This is a genomic window from Methylomarinovum caldicuralii (genome assembly GCF_033126985.1).
Lineage (GTDB): Bacteria > Pseudomonadota > Gammaproteobacteria > Methylococcales > Methylothermaceae > Methylohalobius > Methylohalobius caldicuralii.
Map to the genome: position 1 here is coordinate 1,397,164 of NZ_AP024714.1, position 18,389 is coordinate 1,415,552.

The window sequence follows — 18,389 nt, forward strand, 5'->3', positions numbered from 1 at the left end:
TTTTCTCCCTGTTGTGTAATGGATGTCCTGTTTCTAATTGGGGGCCGGGGCCGTAAAAACCAAGCGGCCCCGGCTGCCGTCACGCCACCAGCCGTTTGTACTTGATCCGGTGGGGCCTGTCGGCGTCGTCACCGAGGCGGCGTTTGCGGTCGGCCTCGTAGTCGGCGTAGTTGCCCTCGAACCACACCACCCGGCTGTCGCCCTCGAAGGCGAGGATGTGGGTGGCGATGCGGTCGAGGAACCAGCGGTCGTGGGAGATCACCATGGCGCAGCCGGGGAAGGCCAGCAGGGCTTCCTCCAGGGCGCGCAGGGTTTCCACGTCCAGGTCGTTGGTGGGCTCGTCCAGCAGCAGCAGGTTGCCGCCGCTTTTGAGCAGCTTGGCCAGATGGACGCGGTTGCGTTCGCCGCCGGAGAGTTCCTTGATCCGCTTTTGCTGGTCGCTGCCCTTGAAGTTGAAGCGGCCCACGTAGGCGCGCGAGGGGGTCTTGTAGTTGCCCACCTCGATGAGGTCCAGGCCGTCGGAAATCTCCTCCCACACGGTCTTTTCCGGGTCGAGGGCGTCGCGGCTCTGGTCCACGTAGGCCAGCTGCACCGTCTCGCCGATGCGGATGCTGCCTTCATCCGGCTGCTCCTGACCGACGATCATGCGAAACAGGGTGGTCTTGCCGGCGCCGTTGGGGCCGATGACCCCGACGATGCCCCCCGGCGGCAGGTTGAAACTGAGCCCGTCGAACAGCAGGCGGTCGCCGTAGGCCTTCCGCAGGCCCTCGGCTTCCACCACCAGATCGCCGAGGCGTGGCCCCGGTGGGATGTAGATTTCCTGGGTCTCGTTGCGTTTCTGGAATTCCTGGGAGGCCAGCTCTTCGAAGCGGGCCAGACGGGCCTTGGACTTGGCATGACGCCCCTTGGGGTTGCTGCGCACCCATTCCAACTCCTGCTTCATGGCCTTGATGCGGGCGTTCTCGCGCTTCTCCTCCATTTCCAGGCGCTTTTCCTTTTGTTCCAGCCAGGAGGAATAGTTGCCCTCCCAGGGGATGCCGTGGCCGCGGTCCAGCTCCAGGATCCAGCCGGCGACGTTGTCGAGGAAGTAGCGGTCGTGAGTGACCGCCACCACGGTGCCGGGGAATTCCGCCAGATAACGCTCCAACCAGGCCACCGATTCGGCGTCCAGGTGGTTGGTGGGCTCGTCCAAAAGCAGCATGTCAGGATTGGACAGCAGCAGCCGGCACAGGGCCACGCGGCGTTTCTCGCCGCCGGAAAGGGGGCCGATTTTGGCGTCCCAGTCGGGCAGGCGCAGGGCGTCGGCGGCCACCTCCAGCTTACGCTCCAGATTCCAGGCATCTAGCGCGTCGATCTTGGCCTGCAGTTCCGCCTGTTCCGCCAGCAGCTTGTCGAAGTCGGCGTCCGGCTCGGCAAAGGCATTGCTGACTTCCTCGAAGCGCTTGAGCAGGGCGACGGTGTCGGCCACCCCTTCCTCGACCGCCTCGCGCACGGTCTTGTCGGGATCGAGCTGGGGCTCCTGGGGCAGGTAGCCGATCTGGATGCCGGGCATGGGGCGGGCTTCGCCGTCGTATTCGGTGTCCACCCCGGCCATGATGCGCAGCAAGGTGGATTTGCCAGCGCCGTTGAGGCCGAGGACACCGATCTTGGCGCCGGGGAAGAAGGACAGGGAGATGTCCTTGAGGATGGTACGGTTGGGCGGCACGGTCTTGCTCACCCGGTGCATGGTGTAGATGTACTGGGCCATGGATTTTTTACACGCTTTGGTTGGCGGGAATGGAGAGGATTGTACCGGATTTTGCTGGCCGCAGGCGTGCGGCCCGCTTAGAATGGTATGATTTTCTCAAGGTTTCTGACAGGGGAAGACGCATCATGTTCAGCAAAGGTATGGAAATCGCCGGTTACGACGACGAGCTGTGGGGCGCGATCCGCGGCGAGATGCAGCGCCAGGAGGATCATGTGGAGCTGATCGCCTCGGAAAATTACGCCAGTCCGCGGGTGCTCCAGGCCCAGGGATCGGTGCTCACCAACAAGTATGCCGAGGGCTATCCGGGGCGGCGCTATTACGGCGGCTGCGAGTACGTGGACGTGGCCGAGCGGTTGGCCATCGAGCGCGCCAAGGCCCTGTTCGGGGCTGATTACGCCAACGTCCAGCCCCACTCCGGCTCCCAGGCCAACCAGGCGGTCTTCTTGGCCCTGCTCCAGCCCGGCGACACCATTTTGGGGATGAGCCTGGCCCACGGCGGCCATCTGACCCACGGCGCCAAGGTCAACTTCTCCGGCAAGCTGTTCCGGGCGGTGCAGTACGGCATCCGTCCCGACACCGGCGAGATCGACTACGACCAGGTGGCCGAGCTGGCCCGCGAGCACAAGCCGAAGATGATCATCGCCGGCTTCTCGGCTTATTCGCGCATCGTCGACTGGCAGCGGTTCCGTGCCATCGCCGACGAAGTCGGCGCCTTCCTGATGGTGGATATGGCCCACGTGGCGGGGCTGGTGGCCGCAGGGCTCTATCCCAATCCGGTGCCGGTCGCCGACGTGGTCACCACCACCACCCACAAGACCCTGCGCGGCCCCCGCGGCGGCCTGATCCTCGCCAAGGCCAATCCGGAGCTGGAAAAGAAGCTCAATTCCACCGTCTTCCCCGGCATCCAGGGCGGACCGCTGATGCACGTGATCGCCGCCAAGGCGGTGGCCTTCAAGGAGGCGCTGGAGCCGGAATTCAAGCGCTATCAGCAGCAGGTGGTGGACAACGCCCGCGCCATGGCCCAGGTGTTCGTGGAACGCGGTTACGACATCGTCTCCGGCGGTACCGACAACCATCTGTTCCTGGTCAACCTGGTGGCCAGGGGGGTTACCGGCAAGCAGGCCGAGGTGGCCCTGGGCGAGGCGCACATTACCGTCAACAAGAACGCGGTGCCCAACGATCCCCAGTCGCCCTTCGTCACCAGCGGCATCCGCGTCGGTACCCCGGCGGCCACCACCCGTGGCTTCGGCCTGCAGGAGTGCCGCGATCTGGCCGGCTGGATGTGCGACGTGCTCGACAACGTGGACGATGCCGACACCCTCGCCCGGGTGCGCGACCAGGTGGTGCAACTGTGTCGGCGTTTTCCGGTCTATGGCAGGTGAGGTGGTGCGCCAACGCGCCGAATCTGGTGATGGTTGATCAGCGGTAATGCACTGTCCTTTTTGCGAAGCCCCCGACACCCGCGTGGTGGATACCCGTCTGACGCCGGACGGCAAGGTACGCCGCCGGCGTGAATGCGTCCGCTGCAAGGAGCGTTTTACCACTTACGAAACCGCGGAGCTGAATCTGCCCCGGGTGGTCAAGCGCGACGGCCGCCGCGAGCCTTTCGACGAGGCCAAGCTGCGCGCCGGGCTGCTGCGGGCGCTGGAAAAGCGGCCGGTGGAAAGCGCGCGCATTGATACGGCGGTGCAGCATATCATCACCACGCTGATGCGCTCCGGTGAGCGGGAGGTGCCGTCGCGGGCCATCGGCGAGCTGGTGATGGAGGCGCTCAAGGGGCTCGACCGGGTCGCCTACGTGCGCTTCGCCTCCGTCTATCGCAGCTTCGAGGACGTGGACGAATTCCGCCGGGTCATCGAAGGGCTGGAGCAGGAATGACGCCGGCATCCGATCACCTGTGGATGGCCCGTGCCCTGCGCCTGGCCGAAAAAGGCCGCTACACCACCGATCCCAACCCCCGGGTCGGCTGCGTGCTTGTCAAGGATGGCCGGGTGGTGGGGGAGGGTTGGCACCGCCGCGCCGGCGGGCCCCATGCCGAGATCGAGGCTCTGAAGATGGCCGGAGAGGCAGCCCGCGGCGCCGACTGCTACGTGACGCTGGAACCGTGCTGTCACCACGGCCGCACTCCGCCCTGCACCGAGGCGCTGATCAAGGCCGGGATCAGCCGGGTGGTGGCGGCGATGGCCGATCCCAATCCCCGGGTGGCAGGCGGCGGGCTCAAACGCCTGCAGGCGGACGGCATCGAGGCCGTATGCGGCGTTCTGGAAACGGAGGCCGAGGCGCTCAACCGGGGTTTCGTCAGCCGACACCGCCGCGGCCGCCCCTGGGTGACCGCCAAGCTGGCCGCCAGCCTCGACGGCCGCACCGCCCTGGCCTCCGGGGAGAGCAAGTGGATCACCTCGCCCCAGGCCCGCGCCGATGTCCACCGTTTGCGGGCGGGAAGTTCGGCGGTTCTCACCGGCATCGGCACGGTGCTGGCGGACAATCCCCGCCTCGACGCCCGCCTGGGGGATACCGACGTCGTCCAGCCGCTGCGGGTGGTGGTCGATTCCCGCCTGCGGATGCCGCCGACGGCCCGCATGCTCGACCTGCCCGGCCGAACCCTGATCGCCTGCTGTCATCCCGACCCGGCCCGGCGCGCGGCGCTGGAGGCGGCGGGCGCCGAGATCTGGGTGGCTCCGATCAGGGAAGGGCGGGTGGATCTGGCGGCCCTACTGGAGGAATTGGCCCGGCGGGAGGTCAATGAAGTGCTGGTGGAAGCCGGTTCCACCCTCAACGGCGCCCTGGCGGCAGCCGGCTTGGTGGACGAATGGGTGATCTATCTGGCGCCCTGTCTGCTGGGAGACGAAGGCCGCGGCCTTTTCCATCTGCCCGGTATCGGGAAGATGGCGGACCGTATCGGGTTGAGGTTCGTAGAAACCCGCCGGATCGGTCCGGATTTGCGCATCAAAGTCCAACCCCGATAATTTATACCGTTATCTTGTATGTTTACTGGAATCATTCAGGCCGTCGGCACCATCGAAGCTGTCACCCCCCGGGGTGGGGATGTGCGTCTGCGCGTCGCTACCGGCAAGCTCCCGCTCGATGAAGTCGGGCTGGGCGACAGCATCGCCGTCAGCGGCGTGTGCCTGACCGCCGTGGAACTGGCGGAACGCACCTTCGCTGCCGACGTTTCCCGCGAAACCCTGTCGAAGACTACCCTGGGGAAAGCCTGGGTCGGCAGCCCGGTCAACCTGGAGCTGGCGATGACGCCCACGACCCGCTTCGGCGGCCACATCGTCTCCGGCCACGTGGACGGCATCGGCGAGGTGATCGCCAAGTGGGACGACGGCCGCTCGGTGCGTTTCCGCATCCGCGCGCCGCGCCAGCTGGCGCGTTACATCGCCTCCAAGGGCTCCATCTGTGTCGATGGCATCAGCCTCACGGTCAACCAAGTCGACGGCGCCGACTTCGAGGTCAACATCGTGCCCCACACTTTGCAGGAGACGACTCTGGGAACCACCACCGTGGGCGACAGGGTCAATCTGGAGGTGGATCTGATCGCCCGCTATCTGGAGCGCCTGTTGCTGGGAGACGGGGCCGGCGGCGGGCTTCAGGACCTGTTGCAACGCAGCGGATTTACGCATCCATGAACACCATCGAAGAAATCATCGGCGATCTGCGCCAGGGCAGGATGGTCATCATCCTCGACGATGAAGCCCGCGAGAACGAGGGCGATCTGGTGCTGGCGGCCAGTTTCACCCGTCCCGAGGACATCAACTTCATGGCCCGTTACGCCCGCGGCCTGATCTGCCTGACCCTGACCCGGGAGCGCTGCCAGCAGCTGCGCCTGCCGCTGATGGTGGACGAGAACCGCACCCCGCACCGGACCAACTTCACCGTCTCCATCGACGCCGCCGAGGGGATCACCACCGGCATCTCCGCCGCCGACCGGGCCCGCACCATTCAGGTGGCGGTGGCCCCCGATGCCAAACCCGAGGATCTGGTCCAGCCCGGCCACATCTTCCCGCTCATGGCGCATCCCGGCGGGGTGCTGAGCCGGGCCGGGCACACCGAGGCCGGCTGCGACCTGGCACGGCTGGCGGGGTTGGAGCCGGCGGCAGTGATCGTCGAGATCCTCAACGAGGACGGCACCATGGCACGGCGGCCGCAGCTGGAAAGATTCGCCCGCAAACATGGCCTGAAAATGGGCACCATCGCCGATCTGATCCGCTACCGGCTGGCGCACGAGAAGACCGTCGAACGCGTGAGCGAGTGCCGTTTTCCCACTGAATACGGGGAATTTCGCTTGATCGCGTTTCAGGACAGCATCGATAATAAACTCCATCTGGCGCTGGTGATGGGCGAGGTGGCCGGCGACAAGCCGGTGCTGGTGCGCGTCCACGCCCGCAATCTGCTGGCCGATCTGCTCGCTTCCGAACGCGAACCGGGATTGCCGCTGCGGCGGGCGATGCAGCGCATCGCCGAGGAAGGCCGCGGTGTGGTGGTCGTCATCCGCAACGAGGAAGACACCCGTTCCCTGGTGGAAAAGATCCACCGCTATCAGCTGGAGGACAACGGGGTCGAGATTCCCCAGGAGGAAGCGCCGGAGGACTGGCGCACCACCGGCACGGGCGCCCAGATCCTCGCCGATCTGGGGCTGAGGAAACTGCGCGTCTTGGGCGCGCCGAAAAAATTCAAGGGCCTGCCGGGCTTCGGCCTGGAAGTGGTCGATTACGTGGAGATTTGAGAACCGATGAGCGACATCCGGATTTGCGAAGGTCAACTGAATGCTGCAGGGATGCGTTTCACCCTGGTGGCGGCCCGCTTCAACGGCTTCATCGTCGATGCCCTGCAACAGGGCGCGATCGACGCCCTGCTGCGGCACGGCGCCGATCCCGGCGACATCCGCGTGGTGAAGGTGCCCGGTGCCTTCGAAATGCCCCTGGCGATCAAGGCGGTGGCGGAGAAGGGCGACAGCGATGCCGTCATCGCCCTGGGGGCGGTGATCCGCGGCGCGACGCCGCATTTCGATTACGTTGCCGGCGAGTGCGTCAAGGGCATGGCCCAGACCATGATGCAGCGGGGAATTCCAGTCGCCTTCGGCGTGCTGACCTGCGACACCATCGAGCAGGCCATCGAGCGGGCCGGCACCAAGGCCGGCAACAAGGGGGCCGAGGCGGCGGTCACCGCCATCGAGATGGTCGATCTGCTGCGGCGCCTGAAAGCCTCATGAGCGAACAGCGCAAGGGCACGCGCACGGGCGCACGCCGCTGCGCCCTGCAGGCGCTGTACCAGTGGCAGCTGACCGGCCAGCCGTTGGAAGCCATCGAACGCCAGTTCGTTCAGGACCGGCTGGCCGACGGGGCGCGGCTGGATTATTTCTCCCAGCTGCTGCACGGTGTGGTCGAGCACCTGGACGCCATCGACGCCGCCCTGACCGAATTCTCCGACCGGCCGGTGGATCAGATCGATCCCATCGAACGCGCTATCCTGCGCCTGGCCGCCTACGAGCTGCTGTACCGTTGGGAGGTGCCCTACCGGGCGGTGCTCAACGAGGCCATCAACCTTGCCAAGGTCTTCGGCGCCACCCACAAGAGCTACAAATACGTCAACGGGGTGCTCGACCGCCTCGCCCACAAGGTCCGGGCGCGGGAAATCCAGGCCGCCCGCTGAACGTGGACGAATTCGACCTGATCCGGCGTTTCTTCCGGCGCCCCGCCGTCCGTTCCCAGACCCGTTTCGGCGTCGGTGACGACGCCGCACTGCTGGATCCGCCGCCCGGCCAGGTGCTGGCGGCGACGGTGGACACGATGGTGGCCGGGGTGCATTTTTTCCCTGATGCCGACCCGGCCGCCCTGGGACACAAGCTGCTGGCGGTCAACCTGAGCGATCTGGCGGCCATGGGGGCCGAGCCGGCGTGGGCACTGCTGGCGCTGGCCCTGCCTGAGGCCAATCCGGACTGGCTGAGCGCTTTCGCCGAGGGATTGTTCGCTTTGGCCGGACGTTATCGGGTCGATCTGGTCGGTGGTGACACCATCCGCGGACCCCTGACCCTGTCGCTCCAGGCCCTGGGCTGGGTGCCGGAAGGACAGGCCCTGCGACGCTGCGGGGCGCGTCCCGGCGACGGAATCTACGTCAGCGGCACCCTTGGAGACGCGGCCCTGGGTCTGAAGATGCTCCGGGGGGAGCTGGGCTGGCGCGATGAGACGGCGGTGGAGCGCCTGTTGCGTCCTAGGCCCCGGGTGGCGCTGGGGTTGGCCCTGCGGGGGCTGGCCCATGCCTGTATCGATGTCTCCGATGGGCTGGCGGCCGATCTGGGGCACATCCTCACCGCCTCCGGCGTCGGTGCGGTGCTCGAGTGGGAGTCCCTCCCCTTGAGTGCGGCAGTGCGCCGCTACGTGGCCGAAACCGGCGACTGGCGGCTCCCTCTGAGCGGCGGCGACGATTACGAATTGTGTTTCACGCTGCCGGAAGCCGCAGCCCGGGTGCTGCAGCAGCGCTTGCCAGCGGGGGCGGTGGCATGGCATCGTATAGGCACTATACAAATAGAACAGGGGCTTAGCATTAAAAAAGGGGGGAAGGCGATACCTCTGCCGCCGGCAGGCTATTGCCATTTCGAATATGATGACAAGTGAATTGCGTTTGCACTGGTCCCGTCCGGACCAGGTGCTGGCTTTCGGCTTCGGGGCCGGACTGGCGCCGGTGGCCCCGGGTACCTTCGGCACCCTGGTGGCAGTGCCGCTGTACTGGCTGCTGAAGTCGTTGCATCCGGGGCTCTATCTGGCAGCCATCGTGCTGGGGATCGTAGTCGGCGTCTACATTTGCGGCCGCATTAACCGGGAGCTGGCGCGGGAGGATCATCCGGCCATCGTCTGGGACGAGGTGGTCGGCTATTGGTTGGCGATGATCGGCACGCCCCTGAGCCTGCCGGTGGTGGCTGCCGGTTTCGTGCTGTTCCGCCTGTTCGACATCTGGAAACCGTGGCCGATCCGCGCCCTGGAGCGCAAGGTCGGCGGGGGGCTGGGGATCATGCTCGACGATCTGGTCGCCGGCATCCTGGCGGCAATCGTGTTGCACCTGGGATTGAACTTTTTCCCCGCATGAGCGACTAACCCAGCGAAACGGAAACGACCGGGGGCTGAAATGAAAGAGGGTCTTGAATTGAGACCGCCATCCAGGTAGAATAACTAAATCAATCGCGGGGTGGAGCAGTCCGGTAGCTCGTCGGGCTCATAACCCGAAGGTCGCAGGTTCAAATCCTGCCCCCGCAACCATTTCAAGGCCCCGTTTCGGGGCTTTTTATTTTCCCAGCGGAAGGGTGAAGACAAGGATGGGCCTCAGGCCCATTTTTTGTGGCTGTTTTTCTTAAAGCGAATGCGTCAGGTATCGAAAGCATTGATCGAATTGTTGCAACCGGTGGTGACCGGTCTCGGCTACGAGCTGGTCGGCATCGAATGGGCCGCCGACACCCGCGGCCAGCGGATCCTGCGCGTTTACATCGACGTCGAAGGCGGCGTCACCGTGGACGACTGCGAGCAGGTGAGCCAGCAGATCAGCGCCCTGCTCGATGTTGAGGATCCGATTCCCGGCCATTACGTGCTCGAGGTTTCCTCACCGGGGGTCGACCGTCCCCTGTTCACCCTGGACCATTACCGCCGTTTCCGCGGTGAGGAGGCGCGGGTGCTGCTGGCGCGGCCGCAGGACGGCCAGCGCCGTTTCCGCGGGGTGATCGAAGGGGTCGAAGACGACCGCATCCGGCTCAAGACCCGCCAGGGCACCGTTTCCCTGCCCTTCGACGAGATCGAGAAGGCCCGCCTGGTCCCCGATTATCAAGCGATCATGAAAGGACAGAGACGATGACGAACAAAGAAATTCTCCGTGTGGTCGATGTGGTTTCCCACGAGAAGGACATCGACAAAGAAGTGATCTTCCAGGCGCTGGAGACGGCGCTGGCGACGGCCACCGTGAAAAAGCACGACGGCCGTATCGACGCGCGCGTGGAAATCGACCGGGACACCGGGGAATATAAGACCTTCCGCCGCTGGAAGGTGGTCGAGGCCGACGAGCTGACCGATCCCGACAAGGAGATGACCCTGGAAGAGGCACGTAAGCTCGACCCCGACGCGGAAATCGGCGGTTATGTGGAACAGCCCATCGAGTCCATCACCTTCGGCCGCATCGCCGCCCAGACCGCCAAGCAGGTGATCATCCAGAAGGTGCGCGAGGCCGAGCGCCGCAAGGTCGCCGAAGCCTACAAGGACAGGGTCGGCCAGCTGGTGAGCGGGGTGGTCAAGCGGGTCGAGCGCGGCAATATCTGGATCGATTTGGGAGAGAACGCCGAGGCCCTGATTCCCAGGGAGGAAACCATTCCCCACGAATCCTTCCGGGTCGGTGACCGGGTGCGCGGCTACCTCAAGGAGGTGCGCGAGGATGGCCGCGGGCCGATGCTGATCGTCAGCCGCACGGATCCCAATCTGCTGATCGAGCTGTTCAAGCTCGAGGTGCCGGAGATCAGCGAAGGGCTGATCGAGATCAAGGGCGCCGCCCGCGAGCCGGGGGTGCGGGCCAAGATCGCGGTCAAGAGCAACGACCCGCGCCTCGACCCCATCGGCGCCTGCATCGGCATGCGTGGTTCCAGGGTCCAGGCGGTCTCCAACGAGCTGAGCGGCGAGCGCATCGACATCGTCCTGTGGGACGAGAACGACGCCCAGTTCGTCATCAACGCCATGGCGCCGGCCGACATCGTCTCCATCGTCGTCGACGAGGACAACCATTCCATGGACATCGCTGTCGCCGACGAGAACCTCTCCCAGGCCATCGGCCGCGGCGGCCAGAACGTGCGTTTGGCGAGCCAGCTGACCGGCTGGGAACTGAACGTGATGTCGGTGTCGGAAATGGAGGAAAAGCACCGCGGCGAGGCCGAGAAGGTCAAGGAAATGTTCATGCGCGAGCTGGACATCGACGAGGATCTGGCCGACACCCTGGTGCAGGAAGGGTTCTCCACCCTGGAGGAGCTGGCCTATGTGCCGGCCAAGGAATTGCTGGAGATCGAGGCCTTCGACGAGGAACTGGTGGAGGAACTGCGGCGGCGCGCCCGCGACGCCCTGCTGCTCAAGGCCATCGCCAGTGAGGAGCAGGTCGAAAGCGAGCCGCCCGCCGAAGATCTTCTGAACCTGGAAGGCATGGATCGGGATCTGGCTTACAAGCTGGCCGCCGCCGGCATCCGCACCATGGAAGATCTGGCGGAAATGTCGGTGGACGAGCTCAAGCAAATCGCCCCCGACCTGGATGACGAAAAGGCCTCGCAGCTGATCATGAAGGCGCGCGAGCCGTGGTTCGCGGAAAGCCAGGCAGGGGAATGAGAGGGAAAGAACGATGAGTGAAGTAACCGTAAGACAACTGGCCGAAACCGTCGGCATCCCGCTGGACCGCCTTCTGAGCCAGCTGAGCGAGGCCGGCCTGCCCAAATCGGGGGCCGAAGACACCCTCAGCGATGAGGAGAAGATCCGCCTGCTCAGTTACCTGCGCCAGCGCCACGGCAAGGGCGACGGTGAAACCGATCCCCTCGGTCCCCGTCGCGTCACCCTCAAGCGCAAGGAAGTCAAGGCGCTGCGCCAGGGGCGCACCGGCGGCGCCACCAAGACCGTCAACGTCGAGGTGCGCAAGCGCCGCACCTACGTCAAGCGCACCGAGGCGACCGGTCTGACGCCGGAACAGCTCGAGGCCGAGCGCGCCCGCCAGGCCCTGGAGGAAGTCAAGCGCCAGCGGGAACTGGAAGAAGCCCGCCGCCGCGAGGAAGAAGAGGCCAGGCGCCGCGCTGAAGAAGAAGCCAAGCGCCAGGCCGAAGAGGCCGAAGAGGAAGCCCGCCGCCGCGCTGAGGAGGAGGCCAAACAGGCCGAGGAAGCTGCCGCCGAGCAGGAAGAGGCCGTCACCGAGGCGCCGCCTGCGCCTGAAGAGGTTCCCGCGCCCCAGCCGGTGGTGGAAGAGGCGCCCAAGCCTTCGCCCAAAAAGGCCAAGAAGAAAAAAGAGGAAGAAAAACGCCAGCGGCCGGCGCGCAAGAAGCTGGAGGCGTCCGACCAACTGCTCGCCGCCAAGGCCAGAAAACGCAGGAAGGCGAAGGAAACGGTACGCCAGCCGGTGGCGCCGCAGGTGCGCGAGGTGGTGATTCCCGAAACCATCACCGTGGCCGAACTGGCCAAGCGCATGGCAGTCAAGGCCGCCGACGTGGTCAAGACCCTGTTCCAGATGGGGCAGATGGTCACCATCAACCAGGTGCTGGATCAGGAAACCGCCGCCCTGGTGGTGGAGGAAATGGGCCACAAGGCCGTGCTGCAGTCGGCCGAGGACCTGGAGCAGCAGCTCATCGAACAGGCGACCCAACCCCTGAGCGACGAGAAGCCCCGGCCGCCGGTGGTGACCGTGATGGGCCACGTGGACCACGGCAAGACCTCCCTCCTGGACTACATCCGCCGCACCCGGGTGGCGGCCCGCGAGGCCGGGGGGATTACCCAGCACATCGGCGCCTACCAGGTCAAGACCGACCACGGCAGGATCACCTTTATCGACACCCCGGGGCACGCGGCCTTCACCGCCATGCGCGCCCGCGGGGCCCAGGCGACCGACATCGTGGTCCTGGTGGTGGCCGCCGACGACGGTGTCATGCCCCAGACCAAGGAGGCCATCGACCACGCCCGCGCCGCCGGGGTGCCGATGGTAGTGGCGATCAACAAGATCGACAAGCCCGAGGCCGATCCCGAGCGGGTCAAGACCGAACTGGCGGCGCTGGAAGTGGTGCCGGAGGAATGGGGCGGCGACACCCAGTTCGTGCCGGTGTCGGCCAAGACCGGCCAGGGGATCGATGACCTGCTGGAAGCGATTCTGCTCCAGGCCGAGCTGCTGGAACTGAAAGCGCCCACCAAGGGCAGCGCCCGCGGGGTGGTGCTCGAGGCCCGTCTCGACAAGGGGCGGGGCCCGGTGGCGGACGTGCTGATCCAGGCCGGCACCTTGAAGCGCGGTGACGCGGTGGTATGCGGTGAGCAGTACGGCCGCGTGCGCGCCATGCTGGATGAAAACGGCAAGCAGATCAAGCAGGCCGGTCCCTCCACGCCGGTGGAGATCCTCGGCCTGTCCGGCGTGCCCAACGCTGGCGACGAGCTGATCGCAGTCAAGGACGAAAAGGTCGCCAAGCAGATCGCCGAGCTGCGCGCCGAAAAGGCCAAGGCCAAGCGCATGGCGGCCCAGCAGGCGGCGAAGCTGGACCAGGTGTTCGCCAAGATGGAGGAAGGCGAGGTCGTCGATCTCAACCTCATCGTCAAGGCCGACGTCCACGGCAGCCTGGAGGCGCTGCGCGAGGCCCTGACCAAACTGTCCAATGACAAGGTGCGGGTCAACGTGGTCGCCGGCGGCGTCGGTGGGATCACCGAGAGCGACGTCAACCTGGCGTTGACTTCCAACGCCGTCATCATCGGCTTCAACGTCCGCGCCGACGCTGGCGCCCGCCGCCTGGCGGAAGAGAAGGGCGTGGAGATCCGCTACTACAGCGTGATCTATGACGTCATCGACGACGTCAAGAAGTCGATCAAGGGCATGCTGGCGCCGGAGATGAAGGAACGCATCGTCGGTGTGGCCGAGGTGCGCCAGGTGTTTCGCCATCCCAAGTTCGGCCAGATTGCCGGTTGCATGGTCAAGGAGGGCGTGGTGCGCCGCAACCTGCCGATCCGGGTGCTGCGTGACAACGTGGTGATCTTCGAGGGCCAGCTGGAATCGTTGCGCCGTTTCAAGGATGATGTGACCGAGGTTAAGGCCGGCATGGAGTGCGGCATCGGGGTCAAGAACTACAACGACGTGCGCGAAGGCGATCTGATCGAAGTCTACGAGCGCGTCGAAGTGGAAGCGGAGGATTGATCCCGTGGCCCGTGACTACGAGCGCTCCCAGCGGGTCGCCTCTCAGCTCCAGCGCGAGCTGGCGGATCTGATCCGCCACGAGATCAAGGATCCGCGTCTGGGCTGGGTGACGGTGGACGACGTGGAGGTCAGCCGCGACCTGTCGGTGGCCAAGGTCTACGTTTCCACCCTGGAAATGGACCGGATCGACACCACCCTGGAGATCCTTCAGGGTGCCGCGCCGTTCCTGCGCCACGAACTGGGAAAGCGCCTCCACATCCGCCAGATCCCGGAGCTGCGCTTCTTCAAGGACACCGCCATCGAAGCCGGCATGCGCATCACCCAACTGTTGGACGAACTCAAGAAGGAAGAACCCAAGGATGAGTAAACCGAGACGCCGCAAAGGCGATGCCATCGACGGCATCCTGCTGCTGGACAAGTCGCCGGGGCTGACTTCCAATCAGGCCCTGCAGCAGGCCAAGCGCCTGCTGGCGGCCCGCAAGGCGGGGCACACCGGCAGTCTCGACCCGTTGGCCACCGGCCTGTTGCCGGTGTGTTTCGGCGAGGCCACCAAGATTTCCGCCTTTCTGCTCGACAGCGACAAGCGCTACTGGGTGCTGGTGCGCCTGGGAACCGCCACCGCCACCGGCGATGCCGAGGGCGAGATCCGGGAACGCAAGCCGGTGCCCGAACTGAGCCGGGAACGGATCGAGGCGGCGCTGGCGCGCTTCCGCGGCGAAATCATGCAGATTCCGCCCATGTACTCGGCCCTCAAGCAGGGCGGCCAGCGCCTGTACGATCTGGCGCGCCAGGGCATTGAGGTGGAACGGCCGCCGCGCCGGGTCGTCATTCATGAACTAAAGCTGCTCGATTTCGGCCCCGATTTTTTGGAATTGGAGGTGTTTTGTTCCAAGGGCACCTTCATTCGCACCCTGGCCGAGGACATCGCCGGGGCGCTGGACACTCTGGGGCACGTGGAGCAGCTGCGCCGCACCGCGGTGGGCGATTTCGCCATCGATGATGCCGTGACCCTGGAGGCGCTGGCAGAGATGCCGCTGGCCGAACGCTGCGCCCTGCTGCTGCCCATCGACCGGGCGGTGGCCTCCTGGCCCGAGATCCGGCTGGGCGATGAGATGGCCTTCTATCTTCTCAGGGGACAGCCGGTGCTGATCCCCAAACTGCAGGCGGAGGGATTCGTGCGCCTGTATAATCGCGAGGGAGCGTTTATCGGCGTGGGTGAAGTACTCGATGATGGTCGGGTTGCCCCGCGCCGCCTGTTCAATCTATCCAAATCGAAACCATCAGCCTAGGAGTGAAATCATGCCGTTGACCGCTGAAGAAAAGCGCAAGATCATGCAGGAATACCAACGCAGCGAAGGGGACACCGGCTCCCCGGAAGTGCAGGTGGCGCTGTTGACCGCCCGCATCAACCAGCTGACCCCCCACTTCCAGCAGCACAAGAAGGACGTCCACTCGCGCCGTGGCCTGCTGCGTCTGGTCAATCAGCGCCGCAAACTGTTGAACTATCTCAAGCGCAAGGACATCGAGCGTTACCGCTCGCTCATCGAGCGCCTGGGACTACGTAAGTAAGAAGCCATATGAAACCGATTCGCAAAGAATTCCAGTACGGTGACCGCACCGTCGTCATGGAAACCGGCGAGATCGCCCGTCAGGCCGACGGCGCGGTTCTGGTCAACATGGACGGCACCGTCGTCCTGGTGACCGCGGTGGGCAGCCGAGAGGCGGCCCCCGGCACCGATTTCTTCCCTCTGACCGTCAACTATCAGGAAAAAGCCTACGCCGCCGGCCGCATCCCCGGCGGCTTTTTCAAGCGTGAAGGCCGGCCTTCCGAAAAGGAAACCCTGACCTCGCGCCTCATCGACCGGCCGATCCGCCCCCTGTTTCCCGACGGCTTCCACAACGAGGTCCAGGTCATCGCCACGGTGCTGTCCTCCAATCCCGAGGTGGACGGCGACATCCCGGCCCTGATCGGCGCCTCGGCGGCCCTGGCCATTTCCGGCCTGCCGTTCCACGGACCCATCGGCGCCGCCCGGATCGGCTACAAGGACGGCCAGTACCTGCTCAATCCCACCCTGACCCAGCTGGACGACTCCCAGCTCGATCTGGTGGTGGCCGGGACCGAGAACGCGGTGCTGATGGTGGAATCGGAAGCCAAGGAGCTGCCGGAAGACGTCATGCTCGGTGCGGTCCTCTACGGCCACGAGCAGATGCAGGCGGTGATCGGCGCCATCAAGGAACTGGTGGAAATGGTCCAGCCCGAGCCCTGGGAGTGGCATGCCCCGCAGCCCAACCCCGAGCTCGAAGCCCTGGTGGAATCCCACGCCAAGGACGCCCTGCTGGTGGCCTACCAGATCCGTCCCAAGAAGGAACGCTCCCTCAAGCTCAAGGAGATCCGCAAGGCGGTGGTCGAGGCGCTCACTGCCGACGAGCGTTTCGAGCCGGCGGCGGTCAAGGAGGCCCTGGAGAAGCTGGAGAAGAAACTGGTGCGCGCCCGCATCCTGCAGGACCAGGTCCGTATCGACGGCCGCGGCCTGGAGGACATCCGCCCGATCCACATCCGCACCGGCGTGTTGCCCCGGACCCACGGTTCAGCGCTGTTCACCCGGGGCGAGACCCAGGCCCTGGTGATTGCCACCCTGGGCACCGGCCGCGACGCCCAGCTGATCGACGCCATCGAAGGGGAATACTTAGAGTCCTTCATGCTCCACTACAACTTCCCGCCCTTCTGCGTCGGGGAGGTGGGGTTCGTGGGCTCGCCCAAGCGCCGTGAGATCGGCCACGGCAGGCTGGCCAAGCGCGCCATCCAGGCGGTGATGCCCAGGGAGGAGGAATTCCCCTACGTGATCCGGGTGGTGTCGGAGATCACCGAGTCCAACGGCTCCAGCTCCATGGCCAGCGTCTGCGGCACCAGTCTGGCGCTGATGGACGCCGGAGTTCCCATCAAGGCACCGGTGGCCGGTATCGCCATGGGCCTGATCAAGGAAGGTGACGGGCACGCGGTGCTGTCCGACATCATGGGCGACGAGGATCACCTCGGCGACATGGACTTCAAGGTCGCCGGCACCGCCGACGGCGTCACCGCCCTGCAGATGGATATCAAGATCGAGGGCATCACCCCTGAGATCATGGGCAAGGCCATGGAGCAGGCCAAGCGCGGCCGCTTCCACATCCTCGACAGGATGAACCAGGTGCTGGCCGAGCCGCGGGCGGAGATGTCCGACTATGCCCCCAGGATCACTTCGTTCCGCATCGACCCGAGCAAGATCCGCGACGTCATCGGCAAGGGCGGGGCCACCATCCGCAGCATCACCGACGAAACCGGCGTCAGCATCGATATCAGCGACGACGGGGTGGTCAAGATCGCCTCGGTGGACAAGCAGGCCGGCCATGAGGCCCGCCGCCGCATCGAGGAGATCGTCGCCGACGTCGAGGTGGGCAAGGTGTACGAGGGCAAGGTGGTCCGCATCATGGACTTCGGCGCCTTCGTCAACATCCTGCCGGGACGCGACGGCCTGCTGCACATTTCCCAGATCACCGAGGGCCGGCTGGAGAACGTCCGCGACGTGCTCAAGGAGGGTGACGTGGTCCGGGTCAAGGTGCTGGAAATCGACCGTCAGGGCCGGGTGCGCCTGTCCATGAAGGGCGTGCCGCAGCCGAAGAAGCACTGACCGCCGGCGAAACCAAACCGGTGCGCTGAAAGGGGCGGTGGATCTGCGGATCTGCCGCCTTTTTTGTGTCAGGCGGCGGCCGTGACCCGGTTGCGGCCCTGTTCCTTGCTATGGTACAGGGCCACGTCGGCGCGGTGGATCAGGGTCTTGACGTCCTCGCCGGGGGAGGCGGTGGCCAGGCCGATGCTGACGGTCAGAGGGGCGGGCAGCGGCAGTTCAGGCTGGTTGGCAGCGATGGCGTGGCAGAGGCGCTCGGCCAGGCGTTTACCGTCGTGGGAATCGGTGTCAGGCGCAATGACCAGAAACTCCTCGCCGCCGAAACGGCAGGCCACGTCGCAGCTGCGCAGTGTCTCCCGCAGGATGCGGGCGGAATGGACCAGGACCCGGTCGCCGGCCTCGTGACCCAGGGTGTCGTTGATGCGTTTGAAGTGGTCGAGGTCCAGGATCATCACGCTCAGGGGGCGACCGCCGCGCCGGCTTTCGGCCAGCTCCTGGTTCAGGCGCTCGATGGCGTAGCGGCGGTTGGGAAGCCCCGTGAGGAAGTCGGTGTGGGCCAGCTGTTCCAGCTTGCGGTTGAGCAGTTCCAGCTCCCTGGCCCGATGTTCCAGGGCGGCGTGCTCGCGCGTCAGGGCCTCCTGCAGGGAGACGATACGCTGGGCGCTCTTGATGCGGGCCAACAGCACCCGCAGCGACACCGGCTTGGTGACGTAGTCGTCGATGCCGGCATCGAAGGCGCGCACCAGCTCGTCCTCGGTTTCGCTGGCGGTGAGCATGATGACATAGATCGATTCCCCCAGGGGGGAGTCGCGCAGGGTGCGGCACAGGGTCAGGCCGTCCAGGGGTTGCATGTGCCAGTCGGTGATGACCAGCTGCGGCGGGCATTCCAGGATCTTTTTCAGCGCCGCCTTGCCATCCTTGACCGTTTCCACCTGGTGGCCGGCCTGCTTGAGCTGCTTGCTCAGGCGCAGCAGCAGCATGGCGTCGTCGTCCACCAGCAGGATCTTCATGCCGGGCAGTTTCTCCTGCGCGCGTGTGGCGGGTTTGCGTTCGCCGGCCGGTTTCGCCTTCTTGGGGAGGCGGGTGGGAAT

18 protein-coding genes and 1 tRNA gene are annotated in these 18,389 nt (G+C 65.6%); 17 read left to right on the top strand and 2 right to left on the bottom strand.

Translation table 11 applies throughout. From position 1 onward, the window contains the following. Positions 1-79: 79 nt before the first annotated feature. Positions 80-1,747, bottom strand: a complete 1,668-nt coding sequence (gene ettA / locus MCIT9_RS07165) for an energy-dependent translational throttle protein EttA (RefSeq protein ID WP_317704236.1) — start codon at positions 1,745-1,747, stop codon at positions 80-82. Between the two features lie 125 nt (positions 1,748-1,872). Between ettA and glyA the strand changes: the two genes are divergently transcribed. From glyA to pnp, 17 genes are all read left to right on the top strand, one after another. Beyond that, a complete protein-coding gene (glyA, locus tag MCIT9_RS07170; RefSeq protein WP_317704237.1) occupies positions 1,873-3,129 on the top strand; it encodes a serine hydroxymethyltransferase in 1,257 nt (418 codons plus the stop codon). 46 nt (positions 3,130-3,175) lie between these two features. Next, a complete protein-coding gene (gene nrdR, locus MCIT9_RS07175; RefSeq protein ID WP_317704238.1) occupies positions 3,176-3,625 on the top strand; it encodes a transcriptional regulator NrdR in 450 nt (149 codons plus the stop codon). After that, complete coding sequence (gene ribD, locus MCIT9_RS07180) at positions 3,622-4,713, top strand: bifunctional diaminohydroxyphosphoribosylaminopyrimidine deaminase/5-amino-6-(5-phosphoribosylamino)uracil reductase RibD (protein WP_317704239.1); 1,092 nt, start codon at positions 3,622-3,624, stop codon at positions 4,711-4,713. Before nrdR ends, ribD begins: the two co-directional genes overlap by 4 nt. An 18-nt stretch (positions 4,714-4,731) precedes the next feature. Beyond that, positions 4,732-5,379 (top strand): riboflavin synthase, encoded by a 648-nt coding sequence (locus tag MCIT9_RS07185; RefSeq protein WP_317704240.1) that lies wholly within the window; start codon positions 4,732-4,734, stop codon positions 5,377-5,379. Continuing rightward, on the top strand, positions 5,376-6,476 hold the full coding sequence (ribBA, locus tag MCIT9_RS07190) for a bifunctional 3,4-dihydroxy-2-butanone-4-phosphate synthase/GTP cyclohydrolase II (protein ID WP_317704241.1): 1,101 nt from the start codon (positions 5,376-5,378) through the stop codon (positions 6,474-6,476). Before MCIT9_RS07185 ends, ribBA begins: the two co-directional genes overlap by 4 nt. A 6-nt stretch (positions 6,477-6,482) precedes the next feature. After that, positions 6,483-6,962 carry a 6,7-dimethyl-8-ribityllumazine synthase gene (gene ribH / locus MCIT9_RS07195; protein ID WP_317704242.1) on the top strand — a complete coding sequence of 160 codons (480 nt, stop codon included), beginning with the start codon at positions 6,483-6,485 and terminating at the stop codon, positions 6,960-6,962. Beyond that, the gene (gene nusB, locus MCIT9_RS07200) at positions 6,959-7,402 is read left to right on the top strand and encodes a transcription antitermination factor NusB (protein ID WP_317704243.1); all 444 of its coding nucleotides are present in this window, start codon (positions 6,959-6,961) and stop codon (positions 7,400-7,402) included. Before ribH ends, nusB begins: the two co-directional genes overlap by 4 nt. Before the next feature lie 2 nt (positions 7,403-7,404). Further along, positions 7,405-8,364, top strand: a complete 960-nt coding sequence (thiL, locus tag MCIT9_RS07205) for a thiamine-phosphate kinase (protein WP_317704244.1) — start codon at positions 7,405-7,407, stop codon at positions 8,362-8,364. A 7-nt stretch (positions 8,365-8,371) separates the two neighbouring features. Further along, the gene (locus tag MCIT9_RS07210; protein ID WP_317704245.1) at positions 8,372-8,833 is read left to right on the top strand and encodes a phosphatidylglycerophosphatase A family protein; all 462 of its coding nucleotides are present in this window, start codon (positions 8,372-8,374) and stop codon (positions 8,831-8,833) included. 93 nt (positions 8,834-8,926) lie between these two features. Continuing rightward, positions 8,927-9,003, top strand: a tRNA-Met gene (locus MCIT9_RS07215). 100 nt (positions 9,004-9,103) lie between these two features. Then, entirely contained in the window at positions 9,104-9,589 is a 486-nt protein-coding gene (gene rimP, locus MCIT9_RS07220) for a ribosome maturation factor RimP (RefSeq protein WP_317704246.1), read from the top strand. Further along, positions 9,586-11,091 carry a transcription termination factor NusA gene (gene nusA / locus MCIT9_RS07225; RefSeq protein ID WP_317704247.1) on the top strand — a complete coding sequence of 502 codons (1,506 nt, stop codon included), beginning with the start codon at positions 9,586-9,588 and terminating at the stop codon, positions 11,089-11,091. The genes rimP and nusA overlap by 4 nt, the downstream gene beginning before the upstream one ends. A 13-nt stretch (positions 11,092-11,104) precedes the next feature. Continuing rightward, a complete protein-coding gene (gene infB, locus MCIT9_RS07230; RefSeq protein WP_317704248.1) occupies positions 11,105-13,633 on the top strand; it encodes a translation initiation factor IF-2 in 2,529 nt (842 codons plus the stop codon). Positions 13,634-13,637: 4 nt separating this feature from the next. After that, positions 13,638-14,000 (top strand): 30S ribosome-binding factor RbfA, encoded by a 363-nt coding sequence (gene rbfA, locus MCIT9_RS07235; RefSeq protein ID WP_317704249.1) that lies wholly within the window; start codon positions 13,638-13,640, stop codon positions 13,998-14,000. Further along, positions 13,993-14,922 (top strand): tRNA pseudouridine(55) synthase TruB, encoded by a 930-nt coding sequence (gene truB / locus MCIT9_RS07240; protein WP_317704250.1) that lies wholly within the window; start codon positions 13,993-13,995, stop codon positions 14,920-14,922. Before rbfA ends, truB begins: the two co-directional genes overlap by 8 nt. A 10-nt stretch (positions 14,923-14,932) precedes the next feature. Continuing rightward, entirely contained in the window at positions 14,933-15,202 is a 270-nt protein-coding gene (gene rpsO, locus MCIT9_RS07245; RefSeq protein WP_286291985.1) for a 30S ribosomal protein S15, read from the top strand. Positions 15,203-15,210: 8 nt separating this feature from the next. Further along, positions 15,211-17,301 carry a polyribonucleotide nucleotidyltransferase gene (gene pnp, locus MCIT9_RS07250; protein WP_317704251.1) on the top strand — a complete coding sequence of 697 codons (2,091 nt, stop codon included), beginning with the start codon at positions 15,211-15,213 and terminating at the stop codon, positions 17,299-17,301. 68 nt (positions 17,302-17,369) lie between these two features. Here pnp and MCIT9_RS07255 read toward each other — a convergent pair whose 3' ends face one another. Then, positions 17,370-18,308 (bottom strand): diguanylate cyclase, encoded by a 939-nt coding sequence (locus MCIT9_RS07255; RefSeq protein ID WP_317704252.1) that lies wholly within the window; start codon positions 18,306-18,308, stop codon positions 17,370-17,372. Between the last annotated feature and the right edge of the window lie 81 nt (positions 18,309-18,389).

What these genes read in the sequence shown, in the direction of transcription:
- ettA (WP_317704236.1), bottom strand. Translation starts at nt 1,747, where the DNA reads ATGGCCCAGTACATCTACACCATGCACCGGGTGAGCAAGACCGTGCCG.
- glyA (WP_317704237.1), top strand. Translation starts at nt 1,873, where the DNA reads ATGTTCAGCAAAGGTATGGAAATCGCCGGTTACGACGACGAGCTGTGG.
- nrdR (WP_317704238.1), top strand. Translation starts at nt 3,176, where the DNA reads ATGCACTGTCCTTTTTGCGAAGCCCCCGACACCCGCGTGGTGGATACC.
- ribD (WP_317704239.1), top strand. Translation starts at nt 3,622, where the DNA reads ATGACGCCGGCATCCGATCACCTGTGGATGGCCCGTGCCCTGCGCCTG.
- MCIT9_RS07185 (WP_317704240.1), top strand. Translation starts at nt 4,732, where the DNA reads ATGTTTACTGGAATCATTCAGGCCGTCGGCACCATCGAAGCTGTCACC.
- ribBA (WP_317704241.1), top strand. Translation starts at nt 5,376, where the DNA reads ATGAACACCATCGAAGAAATCATCGGCGATCTGCGCCAGGGCAGGATG.
- ribH (WP_317704242.1), top strand. Translation starts at nt 6,483, where the DNA reads ATGAGCGACATCCGGATTTGCGAAGGTCAACTGAATGCTGCAGGGATG.
- nusB (WP_317704243.1), top strand. Translation starts at nt 6,959, where the DNA reads ATGAGCGAACAGCGCAAGGGCACGCGCACGGGCGCACGCCGCTGCGCC.
- rimP (WP_317704246.1), top strand. Translation starts at nt 9,104, where the DNA reads ATGCGTCAGGTATCGAAAGCATTGATCGAATTGTTGCAACCGGTGGTG.
- nusA (WP_317704247.1), top strand. Translation starts at nt 9,586, where the DNA reads ATGACGAACAAAGAAATTCTCCGTGTGGTCGATGTGGTTTCCCACGAG.
- infB (WP_317704248.1), top strand. Translation starts at nt 11,105, where the DNA reads ATGAGTGAAGTAACCGTAAGACAACTGGCCGAAACCGTCGGCATCCCG.
- truB (WP_317704250.1), top strand. Translation starts at nt 13,993, where the DNA reads ATGAGTAAACCGAGACGCCGCAAAGGCGATGCCATCGACGGCATCCTG.
- rpsO (WP_286291985.1), top strand. Translation starts at nt 14,933, where the DNA reads ATGCCGTTGACCGCTGAAGAAAAGCGCAAGATCATGCAGGAATACCAA.
- pnp (WP_317704251.1), top strand. Translation starts at nt 15,211, where the DNA reads ATGAAACCGATTCGCAAAGAATTCCAGTACGGTGACCGCACCGTCGTC.
- MCIT9_RS07255 (WP_317704252.1), bottom strand. Translation starts at nt 18,308, where the DNA reads ATGAAGATCCTGCTGGTGGACGACGACGCCATGCTGCTGCTGCGCCTG.